The sequence below is a fragment of the Nocardioides renjunii genome (genome assembly GCF_034661175.1).
Classification (GTDB): domain Bacteria; phylum Actinomycetota; class Actinomycetes; order Propionibacteriales; family Nocardioidaceae; genus Nocardioides; species Nocardioides renjunii.
The window spans coordinates 3,539,780-3,551,060 of sequence record NZ_CP141058.1 but is presented as its reverse complement, the minus strand read 5'-3'; the positions used below and the strand labels follow the sequence as shown (position 1 = coordinate 3,551,060).

Genomic DNA, 11,281 nt, shown 5'->3' with positions numbered 1-11,281 from the left:
GATCATCGGGCCACCAGGTAGGCGAAGACGCTCTCGAGCGACTCGTCGCTGGGGGAGAGCTCGAACAGGGTCACGTCGTGCTGCCGGGCCAGGCCCGGCAGGCTGACGGCGAAGCTGCCCAGGTCGTCGACCTGGACGTCGAGATGGTCACCGCGCAGGCTCACCGCGCGCACCGACTCGTGCGCCATCAGGAGCGAGGCGAGGGTGCGGTTGTCGCTGGACTGCAGGGCGTACTGCACCGGGCGGTCGGTCATCAGCCGGCGGATCGCGCCGAAGTCGCCCGACGCCGCGTGGCGGCCGGAGACGACCACCTCGATGTGGCGGGCAAGCCGCTCGACCTCCTCCAGGATGTGCGAGCTGAACAGCACGGTGCGGCCCTCGTCGCCGAGGCGCCGCAGCAGGTCCATCAGGTGCATCCGCTGGCGCGGGTCGACGCCGTTGAACGGCTCGTCGAGGAGCAGCACGGACGGCCCGTGGACGAGCGCGGCGGCGATCTTGACGCGCTGGCGCATGCCCTTGGAGTAGGTGTCGAGGCGCCGGCCCGCCGGCTCGACCATGTCGACGACCTCGAGGATCCGCTCGGTCGCGGCGGCCGCGTCGGGCATCCGGTGCAGGTCGGCGTTGGCCCGGACGAACTGGCGTCCGGTGAGGTAGCCGAAGCTCAGCTCGCGCTCGGGCACCAGCCCGATCTGGCGGTAGATCTCGGTGTTGCGCCACACCGGCTGCCCGTCGAGGGTGACGTGGCCGGCCGAGGGCGCCAGGAAGCCCGACATCATCGCCATCAGCGTCGTCTTGCCGGCGCCGTTGGGGCCGAGCAGGCCCGTCACGCCCGGGCCGATGGAGAGGGAGACGTCGTTGACCGCGACGACGTTGCCGAACCAGCGCGAGGCCGAGTCGAGGACCAGGTTGCTCATCGCGAACCCACCTTCCGGAAGCGGGCGACGAGCCCGAGCAGGCAGCCCGCCACCAGCAGCAGCGCCACCAGGGCGTACGCCGGCACCCACGCGCCGTCGACCGGGACCGGGGTCTCGATCCCGGCGTCCCAGGCGTTGGCGAGGCCGGTGAAGAGGGACCAGGGCGAGAAGAGGCCGACCGCGACCGAGGCGGAGTCGGCGTCCTCGAAGGACGCGATGTTCTGCACGACGTTGATGACGCCGGTCAGCACGATGAGGGCCATCACCGAGCCGACGACCGCGAAGCCGCGGCGCAGCGAGACCGACGAGATGAGGCCGGTGATGCCGGCGATCAGCATCGCCAGGAGCACCTGGAGGACGAGCGCCTTGAGCAGTGTGGTGACCTGGTCGCTCTTGTCGAGGCCGGCGAGCATCGCGCCGAGGAAGAGCAGGAGCGTCGGGACGGCCATGAAGAGCAGGACGGCCAGCGTGAGGGAGAACCAGCGCATGAGCGCGAAGATCGGCGCCGCCAGCGGGCGGGCGAGGTAGAGCACGATCGACCGGTAGCGCAGGTCGCGGGAGAACAGCACCGGCGCCTGCGCGGCGGCGAAGAGGCTGACCAGCAGCTGTGTCTGGTTGGTGTAGTCGGCGTAGGAGATCGGGAGGCTGTCGAGGCCGGTGAGGACGACCACGCCGACGACGATCGCCGCCGGCAGCACCGACATGCCGAGCAGCAGGAAGGGCATCACCTTGGACTTGCCCGAGCGCCCGAGCCCGTAGGCGTGGCGCAGGCCGGTGACGAACAGGGTGCGCGCGATCGCGCCGGTGCCCTCGCGCTGACCGTCGTAGTGGCGGTAGCCGAGGTCGTGGATGACACCGGTGCGACCCGGTCCGGATCCGGTCAGGTCAGACACGGGCGCCTCCTTCCAGGAAGACGTCCTCGAGGTGGCCGCGGTCGGGCTGGAGGCGCATCAGCCCCAGGCCGAGCTCGGCCGCGACGTCACGGATGAGGTCGTGGGCGGCGCCTTCGTGGGCCAGCTCCGCCGGCGGCGGGTCGACGGCCACCATCGAGCCGCGGGGGCGGCAGGTGAGTCCCCGCTGGGCCAGCGCCTCGCCCAGGCGGTCGCGCTCGGTCTCGGTGCCGACCACCTCGACGAGCAGGCTGCCGGTGATCTTGAGGAAGTCGGTGGTCGCGCTCGAGCGCAGCAGGTGGCCGCCGTCCAGCACGATGACGTGGTCGCTGACCTGCTCGAGCTCGCCGAGCAGGTGCGAGGTGACGAGGACCGCGATGCCGAACTCGCTGCCGATGCGCTGCACGAGGCGGAGCATGTCGTTGCGGGCCGCCGGGTCGAGGCCGTTGGTCGGCTCGTCGAGGAAGACCAGCTGCGGGTCGTGGGCCAGGGCCTGCGCGAGCTTGGCGCGCTGCTTCATGCCCGTGGAGTAGCCGCCCATCGGCCGGTAGCGCTCCTCGTCGAGCCCCACGTGGCGCAGCACGTCGGCCGAGCGCTCGCGGGCAGCCGCGGCGCCGAGGCCCGACATGCGCGCCATGTGGACGACGAAGTCGCTCGCGCTCACGTCGGGCGGCAGGCAGTCGTGCTCGGGCATGTAGCCCACGAGCCGGCGGATCTCCTGGCTGGACTGCTCGATGTCGTGGCCGAGCACGCTCGCCTGGCCGGCGGTCGGCTCGAGCAGGCCGAGCAGGATCTTGATGAGCGTCGACTTGCCCGCGCCGTTGGCGCCGACCAGCCCGGTCACCCCCTGGCCGACGTCGACCGTCAGGTCGGTCAGCGCGTGGACCGTCCCGTAGTGCTTGGTGAGCCCCGCGGTCGTGATGACCGGCGCCCTGCCGATGAGTTCCCCCGTCACGGGCGTCACGCTAGCGGCCGGGACCGACGTACGGCATCAGGGATCGCCCTCACACCGGGTCGAGTTCGGCGGAGGCCCGGCCGGCGGGTGCGGCCGTGCGCGCGTCGGCACGCGGACGGGGCCGACGGTGGCGCGCACCGTACAACGTCCCGCGTTCGGGCTCGAGGTCGGACGTGTGACGATGCGGTCGCCCCGACGACCGGTTCGTCACACGTCAGCAAAGGCGTCGGGTCTCGGCAGTCCCGCCCGGTGCGGGCCCTAGGCCTGGCGCTCATTCCCCGGTTGGTCTGCCGGGTCTCGGCAGCCCCGCCCGAGGCGGGCCCTAGGCTTGGCGGGACATTCCCCGGTTGGTCTGCCGGCAGGGCCCGCCTGACTTTGAATCAGGACTAGCGACGTAGGTTCGACTCCTACCCGGGGAGCTCTTCCTTTGTGGCGTCGGGGCGGTAGGCGAACCACCCGAACGTGGCGCCGGTCGCCTTCGCCTCCGCGAGCCGTCGGCGGATCTCCCCGCAGGGGCGTGGTGGGTGGTGTCGTGGGTGGGAGCTGCTCCCGGGTGGAGGCCACCAGCTCGCCCTCCCAGAAGACCAGGAACCGCTGGTCGCGGCACGTCGACCCGAGCAGCTCGTCGTAGAAGTCGAAGGTCCCGGTCTGCGGGATGCCGTGGCGGTCGAGCACCTGCTCCCACTGCTCGGGCGTGAGGATGACGGTCAGGTCGGTCCGTCCCGACGACGGTCGTACGACGATCCGACCCGGAGCGACCTCCTCCGCCTCGCCCTCCCGGTTCAGCCGCTCCAGCAGGAGGTCCCACTGCACGTCCCGCGGCGGCAGGTCCCGGCGGGGTCGCGGTCCGTCGCGACGAGGCTCGACGTGCTTGTGGATGCTGCGCATGAGACGCATGGCGACGATGGGTGCGTAGTCCTCGGGCATCTCGTAGCCGCACACCCCTCGCCACTCGCGGTCGAGCGGCAGCAACAGAGACCCGGTGGCCGGTGCGTCACCGAGGTACGGCACGTCGAGGACGAAGGCGACGTCGAGCTGACTGCCGTACGCCCCCGGGACGACGTCGATGGCGGTGACTCGGAGATCGGTGCCGAAGCCGTCGTTGCGGTCGATGAAGTCGTCGCCCAGCTGCCACGGCGCGACGTCGGGGTCCGGCGCCCGCGTGAGGATCTCGAACAGCTCTCGGGCGTACTCCTCGTCGTCCATGGACCGATGATCGCCGGACCGCGGCACCGTCGCGACCGGTATTCGCGCCGGCCGGCGGTCACCCGGGAACGTCGCGGGGCGGCGCCCGGTAGCGTCGCGGGCATGGCCATCTCCGAGCTCGTCGGCGTGTACGACGCGGACGGCGGGCTGCTCGGCGAGGCGGCGTACGTCTGGGGCCGCCTCCGGGGGACCCGGCACTGCAGCCTGTGCGACATCACGCACTCGACGGTGCGCCGCAAGGCGGAGTGGGACCGGATGGCGGCGAGCCTGCCCGTCCCGGTGCGGCTGCTGCACCTCAACGAGCTCGACGACGGGCTGCGGCGGGCGGTCGCGTCGACCGGTGCGCCGGTGGTGCTGGGGCGCGAGGGTGACGAGTGGCGCGAGGTCGTCGGCTCCGAGGAGCTCGACGAGATGGCTGGCTCGGTGGGGGCGCTCGAGGTCGTCCTCAGGCGACGCCTCGGGGATCCCGCCCGCGGGACCGACTGAGCGGGAGCACGTGGGCGGGACCCACACGATTGGCCAGCGCGCCCGCTGCCGGTGACAGACTGCGCCCATGGACAACCTCACCGTCATCGTCCTCGCCGCCGGCGGCGGCACCCGGATGAAGTCGAAGACCATGAAGGTGCTGCACCCCGTCGCGGGACGCTCCATGATCGGCCACGTGCTCCGCGCCGTGCAGGCCGTCGAGCCGACCCGCGTCGTCGCCGTCGTGGGGCACCAGCGCGAGCAGGTGGGCCCCCACATCAGCGAGCTCGTGCCCGACGCGGTGCTGGCGGTGCAGGAGACGCAGGAGGGCACCGGTCACGCCGTACGCGTCGCGATGGAGGCCTCGGGCACCACGACCGGCACCGTCATCGTGGCCGCCGGCGACACCCCGCTCCTGGAGGGCGAGTCGCTCAAGGCGTTCGCCGCGGAGCACGAGGCCGCGCAGCGCGCCGTGAGCATCCTGAGCGGCCGGCTGCCGGACCCGTTCGGCTACGGCCGGATCATCCGCAACCACGAGGGTGACGTCGAGGCCATCGTCGAGGAGAAGGACGCGACGCCGGAGCAGCGCGAGATCGACGAGATCAGCTCGGGCATCCTCGCCTTCGACGCCGAGTTCCTCGTCACGGCGCTCGCGCGGATCAGCAACGACAACGCCAAGGGCGAGTACTACCTCACCGACGCCGTGGGCCTCGCCCGCGAGGACGGGCTCACCGTCGGCGCGCACCTGATCGAGGACGTCGCGCAGACCGCCGGCGCCAACGACCGTGCACAGCTCGCCGACCTCGGCCGCGAGCTCAACCGCCGCATCGTGACGCGCTGGATGCGGGACGGCGTCACGGTGATGGACCCTGCGACGACCTGGATCGAGGCCGACGTGGTGCTCGAGCCCGACGCCACGATCCTGCCCGGCACCCAGCTGCTCGGCGCGACCGTCGTGCGCGAGGACGCCGTGATCGGTCCCGACACCACGCTGAAGGACTGCGAGATCGGCGCCGGCGCCCGCGTCGTACGCACGCACGGCGAGCTCGCCGTCGTCGGCGACGGCGCCTCGGTCGGGCCGTTCGCCTACCTCCGCCCCGGCACCCAGCTCGGCACGGGCGGCAAGATCGGCACGTTCGTGGAGACCAAGAACTCGCAGATCGGCGACGGCGCCAAGGTGCCGCACCTGTCGTACGTCGGTGACGCCGAGATCGGCGAGGGCACCAACATCGGGGCCGGCACGATCTTCGCCAACTACGACGGCGTCGCCAAGCACCGCACGGTGATCGGCCGGCACGCCAAGACCGGCTCCAACAACACCTTCGTCGCGCCGGTCGCGGTCGGGGACGGGGCAGGCACCGCGGGCGGCACCGTCGTACGCCGTGACGTGCCCGCCGGCGCGCTCGCCGTCAGCAGCTCGGCGCAGCGCAACCTCGAGGGCTGGACCGAGTCGCGGCGCGCCGGCACGGCGCAGGCCGAGGCCGCCCGAACCGCACGTGAACGGCAGGAGAAGACCGAGGGGTGACCCCGGGGTTGGGGATGGCCGGCAGGTGGGCGAGAATCCTGTCCAGCACCTCCGAACGAGCCCCCCGAGTCAGGAGTCGCGTCGCGTGACCGGAATGAAGCGGACCACGGAGAAGAACCTCATGGTCTTCAGCGGGCGGGCCTACCCCGACCTGTCCCACGAGGTCGCCGACCTCCTCGAGTGCGGGCTCGTCCCGCAGGACGCGCGGGCCTTCGCCAACGGCGAGCTCTACGTCCGCTACGAGGAGTCCGTGCGCGGCTGCGACGCCTTCGTGATCCAGAGCCACACGGCGCCGATCAACGAGTGGATCATGGAGCACCTGATCATGGTCGACGCGCTCAAGCGCGCCTCGGCCAAGCGGATCACGGTGGTCATGCCGTTCTACGGCTACGCCCGCCAGGACAAGAAGCATCGCGGCCGCGAGCCGATCTCGGCCCGCCTGATGGCCGACCTGTTCAAGACCGCCGGCGCCGACCGGCTGATCACCGTCGACCTGCACGCCGACCAGATCCAGGGGTTCTTCGACGGCCCCGTCGACCACCTGATGGCGCTGCCGATCCTCACCGACTACGTCAAGGAGAAGTACGGCGACCAGCAGCTGGCCGTCGTCTCCCCGGACGCCGGCCGGATCAAGGTCGCCGAGCGCTGGTCGGCCCGCCTCGGCGGCGTTCCGCTGGCCTTCATCCACAAGACCCGCCGCATCGACGTGGCCAACGAGGTCGTCGCCAACCGCGTGGTCGGTGACGTGCACGGCAAGATCTGCATCCTGACCGACGACATGATCGACACCGGCGGGACGATTGTGAAGGCCGCCGAGGCGTGCATGGCCGAGGGCGCCGCCGGCGTCATCATCGCCGCGACGCACCCGATCCTGTCCGACCCCGCGGTCGACCGGCTGAAGAACTCCTCCGCGATGGAGGTCGTGGTGACCAACACCCTGCCGGTCCCCGCCGACAAGCAGTTCGACAAGCTCACGACGCTGTCCATCGCGCCGCTGATCGCTCGGGCCATCCGCGAGGTGTTCGAGGACGGGTCCGTGACGTCGATGTTCGACGGGCACGCGTAGTCGTACGGCACGGCGCGGGTCGGGCTTTGCACCCGAGTTCCGTGCTCAGAGGTCGAGATCTCTACCTGTAGGCACGGCGGTCACCGGATATCCGGGGACTCCAGAGACAGGCGACCCCACCCTCACAACGTCCGGTCCAGGTCGTCCAGCGCGTCGTTCCACGCCCGGGCCAGGACCGTGGGCACCTCGCCCTCGAGGGCGGAGGCGACGGCGGCGCGGAGCTCGCGGCGTACGTCCGGGGTGAGCGGCAGGCGGGGGAAGGCGTCGCCGATGACGTCGCCCATCGCCTGACCGGACCGGCGGGCCAGCTCGAGGCCGTCGGTGATGTAGCGCGACAGGTAGGGGTGGACCAGGTCGGCCTGCTCCCAGCCCCAGAACCCGGCGGCGACGGCGTCGAACTCGTGGCTGCCGAGGTCGCCGCTCATCAGCCGCTCCCACGCCTCGGCCTTCGCCTCGGCGGTGGGCACGGCCGCGCGGGCGGTCAGCGCGGCATGGTGGCCCGCGACGGACTTGTCGCGCTCCGCCTCGGCGTCGATGGACGACGCGTCGCCCAGCTCGGCGAGCCGGTGGACGGCCGCCCAGCGGACGGTCTGGTCGACGTCGTCGCGGCCCAGCCAGTCGGTCAGGAAGCCCGCGTCGGCACTGAGCCGGGCGAGCACCCGTGACGCCCCCGGAGCCAGGGCGGGGTCGCCTCCCTCGACGGCACCGCGGGCGATGTCGGCCACCACGGCCAGGTGCGCGGCGACCTCGCTCGGCTCGTCGTAGCGCCGGATGACGAGCTGGAGGTTGCGCACGACCCCCTCGAAGACCAGCGGGTGGGTCTCGGGGCGCAGGTGCCGGTCGGCGAGCGCGACCAGGTCGTCGACCGGGATCACCCGCGCCTCGCAGAGGTCGATCGCGGTCCACCAGAGCATCGCCCGCGTCAGCTGCGACTCCACCGACGACAGGCCGGCGGTGATCGCCGCCCACGACTCGTCGTCGGGGCGGATCACGGCGAAGGTCTCGTCGCCGGAGTTGGGGACCACGACGCGGCCGGCGAACTCCTCGAGCCGGACCGGCTCGTCGCCCAGCTGGACGTCGCGGGAGCCGACGAGCCGCATCGCGTCGTCGTACGCCGAGACGGTGAGGCGGTGCGGCCGCGAGCCCTCGCGGGAGAGGACCGGCACGCCGCCGTCACGGGTCACGACGAGGGTGTCGAAGCCGGTCGTGCGCAGCCATGCCGCCGCCCAGGCCCGGACGTCGTGCTCGGTCGCGGAGTCGAGCGAGTCGAGGAAGGCGGCGAGGTCGGCGTTGCCGAAGGCGTGGGTGGTGAGGTGCGTGTTGACCCCGGCGAGGAAGTCCTCCTCACCCAGCCAGTGTCCGAGCTGCGCGAGGGCGGAGTTGCCCTTGGCGTAGGTGATCATGTCGAAGTTGGCGAAGGCGGTGTCGACGTCGACCACCTTCTCGGTGTCCTCCGCGATCGGGTGCGTGGAGCGACGGCGGTCCGCGCGGTAGCCGGTCGGCTTGCGGGTGATCGCGGCCGAGGTCCATGCGTCGGTGTAGCCGGCCGCGATCCCCGCGACGTCGAAGCCCATGAAGTCGGCGAACGACTCGTTGAGCCACGAGTCCTCCCACCACCTCATGGTCACGAGGTCGCCGAACCACATGTGCGCCATCTCGTGGGCGATCGTCGAGGCGACCCACTCCCGCTCGAGCTCGGTCGGCGTGCCCGGCGGGAGGTAGGCGTCGCGGAAGACCACGCACCCGGGGAACTCCATCGCACCCCAGTTGAGCCCCGGCGCGAAGACCTGCTGGTAGTCGGCGTAGGGGTACTCCGGCTCGAAGACGGTCGTGTAGTGCTGGAAGCAGGCGCTGGTGATGCGGCGCAGCTCGTCGGCGTCGCGGCGCAGCTCGCGCTCCTGCGAGGCGCGGGCGTGCCAGCCGAACGGCAGGGTGCCGCCCGGCGCGGGGGCGTACGGCTCGTCCCACGTCACCGACACCCAGGGACCGCCGACGAGGGTGAAGAGGTACGACGAGAAGGGTGGGGTGGTGGCGAACGTCCAGGTGTCGCCAGTGTCGCCCGGCTCGCGCCCCTCGAGCAGTCCGTTGGCCAGCACGGTCCAGTGCGACGGCGCCGTGACGCGCAGCGCGAACGTCGACTTGATGTCGGGCTGGTCGAAGCAGGGGATGACCTTCTGGGCGATGTCCATCGACGTGTGCGCGCACACGTAGCGCTCGCCGTCGGCGGGGTCGACCGTGACGGTCATGCCGTCGCCGTCGGTGACGTAGGGCATCCGCGCGGTGACGCGGACCGTGTTGTCCTCGCCCAAGCCGGTCAGCGCGATGCGCCCGTCGGCGTAGGGAGCCGGCTCGCCGTCCAGGGTGACGTCCGAGGCGCCGTTGAGCTCCAGGAAGGAGTCGGCGCCCGGACGGGTGCAACGGAAGGAGATCGTCGCCTCGACACCGAAGTCCTCGGTGGAAGTGAGGTCGAGGTGGAGCCGGGTGTGGACGTCGGTCAGCAGGTCGGCGCGCTCACGCGCCTCGGGGAGCATCAGGGGCACCGGGCCACCCTAGTGACCGGCTCCAGCGACGTGCTCCGGCCCGCGCCCGCGACCTGCGTGCGGCTGCCGGGCCGCTCGGGGGCGGGGATTCGACCGCGCCCGCCGTACGGTCTAGAGTTCCTGAGTTGCCTCGGCGAGGGAGCCCATCGGACGACTGGGACTCCGTGATCGACTGGGCCGGCCGCCCCATCGCGCCGCGCTCTCGATCCGGAGCGCGGCGTTCGTCGTCTCCGGAGCGCCAGGCCCCACAGCCTCCACCGACCCGACCCAGGAGAAGATGATGTCTGCCCCCGAGAAGATCGCCGCCGAGCCCCGCACCGAGTTCGGCAAGGGCGCCGCCCGCCGCATCCGCCGCGAGAACAAGATCCCCGCCGTCATCTACGGCCACGGCAACGAGCCGGTCCACGTGATCCTGCCCGGCCACCAGACGATGATGGCCCTCAAGCACGGTGGCGCCAACGCGCTGCTCGCGCTCGACGTCGACGGCTCCGAGCAGCTCGCGCTGACCAAGGACGTCCAGATCGACCCGATCCGCCGCGTCATCGAGCACCTCGACTTCGTCGCCGTCCGCCGCGGCGAGAAGGTCACCGTCGACGTCCCGATCCACGTCGTGGGCGAGGCCGCCTCCGAGACGCTGGTCGTCAACGAGAACACCGTCGTCTCCGTCGAGGCCGAGGCCACCCACATCCCCGAATTCTTCGAGGTCTCCGTCGAGGGCGCCGCCGCCGGCACCCAGATCCTCGCCAAGGACCTGAACCTCCCCTCGGGCACCACGCTGCTCGCCGACGAGGACCTGCTCATCGTCAACGTGACCGAGCAGATCTCCGCCGAGGCCCTCGAGGCCGAGCTGGAGGAGGCCGAGGCCGACGCCGGCATCGAGCACGACGTCTCCGACGCCGAGATCGCCGAGGCGCAGGAGGAGGCCATCGCGGCCGACTCCGGCGAGTCGGCCGAGTCGGGCGACTCCGACTCCGAGTGACGTGACCGGGCACGTCGTGCCCGTGTCGACCGCCGACCGGGCGGTTCGTGCCGCTACACGGGCACGAACCGCCCGGTCGCTGCGCGTGACGGGCACGACGTGCCCGGTCGGCGCGCCGGACAGGACTGGAAGGATGACCCCATGAGTGAGGCAGCGGACGGCGTGTGGCTGGTGGTCGGCCTGGGCAACCCCGGCCCGGCCTACGCCGGGCACCGCCACAACATCGGCTACCTCGTCGCCGACGAGCTCGCGAGCCGGATGGGGAGCCCGTTCCGGAGCCACAAGACCGGCCGCGCCGACGTCGTCGAGGGCCGGCTCTCGCTGGGCGGCCCGCGCGTGGTGCTGGCCCGCGGCCGCGGCTACATGAACGAGTCCGGCGGGCCGGTGAAGGCGCTCGCCACGTTCTACAAGGTCGCCCCCGACCACGTCATCGCGATCCACGACGAGCTCGACATCGCCTTCGGGACGCTGCGGATCAAGCTCGGCGGCGGCGACAACGGCCACAACGGACTCAAGTCCATGCGCTCCTCGCTCGGCACGGGCGACTTCTACCGGGTGCGGGCCGGCATCGGCCGCCCGCCCGGTCGCCAGGACGTGGCCGACTTCGTGCTGTCCAACTACTCCACGACCGAGCGCAAGGAGCTGCCGTTCCAGGTCTCCGACGCCGCCGACGCGGTCGAGTCGATCATCACCGACGGGCTCGAGAAGACCCAGCAGCGCTTCAACTCCTGACCCGACGGG

The 11,281-nt window shown here is 71.8% G+C and carries 9 protein-coding genes and 1 tRNA gene; 6 read left to right on the top strand and 4 right to left on the bottom strand.

Annotation, left to right across the window (positions count from 1 at the left end):
* Positions 1-2: 2 nt before the first annotated feature.
* Genes SHK17_RS16975 through SHK17_RS16965 form a run of 3 tightly spaced genes read right to left on the bottom strand, consistent with a single transcriptional unit; the run spans position 3 to position 2,759 of the window.
* Complete coding sequence (locus SHK17_RS16975; RefSeq protein ID WP_172266273.1) at positions 3-914, bottom strand: ABC transporter ATP-binding protein; 912 nt, start codon at positions 912-914, stop codon at positions 3-5.
* Positions 911-1,807, bottom strand: coding sequence for an ABC transporter permease (locus SHK17_RS16970; RefSeq protein WP_322920085.1), 897 nt, complete (start codon positions 1,805-1,807; stop codon positions 911-913). Before SHK17_RS16970 ends, SHK17_RS16975 begins: the two co-directional genes overlap by 4 nt.
* A complete protein-coding gene (locus SHK17_RS16965) occupies positions 1,800-2,759 on the bottom strand; it encodes an ABC transporter ATP-binding protein (RefSeq protein WP_322423061.1) in 960 nt (319 codons plus the stop codon). Before SHK17_RS16965 ends, SHK17_RS16970 begins: the two co-directional genes overlap by 8 nt.
* 340 nt (positions 2,760-3,099) lie before the next feature.
* Between SHK17_RS16965 and SHK17_RS16960 the strand changes: the two genes are divergently transcribed.
* From SHK17_RS16960 to SHK17_RS16945, 4 genes are all read left to right on the top strand, one after another.
* Positions 3,100-3,178: transfer RNA gene (locus SHK17_RS16960), tRNA-Gln, on the top strand.
* 889 nt (positions 3,179-4,067) lie between these two features.
* Entirely contained in the window at positions 4,068-4,451 is a 384-nt protein-coding gene (locus SHK17_RS16955; RefSeq protein ID WP_322920084.1) for a hypothetical protein, read from the top strand.
* Between the two features lie 67 nt (positions 4,452-4,518).
* Entirely contained in the window at positions 4,519-5,955 is a 1,437-nt protein-coding gene (gene glmU, locus SHK17_RS16950; protein WP_322423058.1) for a bifunctional UDP-N-acetylglucosamine diphosphorylase/glucosamine-1-phosphate N-acetyltransferase GlmU, read from the top strand.
* A gap of 94 nt (positions 5,956-6,049) precedes the next feature.
* Positions 6,050-7,021 carry a ribose-phosphate diphosphokinase gene (locus SHK17_RS16945; protein WP_172271184.1) on the top strand — a complete coding sequence of 324 codons (972 nt, stop codon included), beginning with the start codon at positions 6,050-6,052 and terminating at the stop codon, positions 7,019-7,021.
* Positions 7,022-7,143: 122 nt separating this feature from the next.
* On the opposite strand, the gene pepN is transcribed toward SHK17_RS16945, so the two are convergent.
* The gene (gene pepN, locus SHK17_RS16940) at positions 7,144-9,552 is read right to left on the bottom strand and encodes an aminopeptidase N (protein WP_322922049.1); all 2,409 of its coding nucleotides are present in this window, start codon (positions 9,550-9,552) and stop codon (positions 7,144-7,146) included.
* Between the two features lie 289 nt (positions 9,553-9,841).
* Between pepN and SHK17_RS16935 the strand changes: the two genes are divergently transcribed.
* Together SHK17_RS16935 and pth are read left to right on the top strand one after the other, a co-directional pair.
* On the top strand, positions 9,842-10,540 hold the full coding sequence (locus tag SHK17_RS16935) for a 50S ribosomal protein L25/general stress protein Ctc (RefSeq protein WP_322920083.1): 699 nt from the start codon (positions 9,842-9,844) through the stop codon (positions 10,538-10,540).
* Positions 10,541-10,681: 141 nt separating this feature from the next.
* Positions 10,682-11,272: an aminoacyl-tRNA hydrolase gene (gene pth / locus SHK17_RS16930; RefSeq protein ID WP_172266252.1), complete on the top strand. Its 591-nt coding sequence runs from the start codon at positions 10,682-10,684 to the stop codon at positions 11,270-11,272.
* Positions 11,273-11,281: the final 9 nt, after the last annotated feature.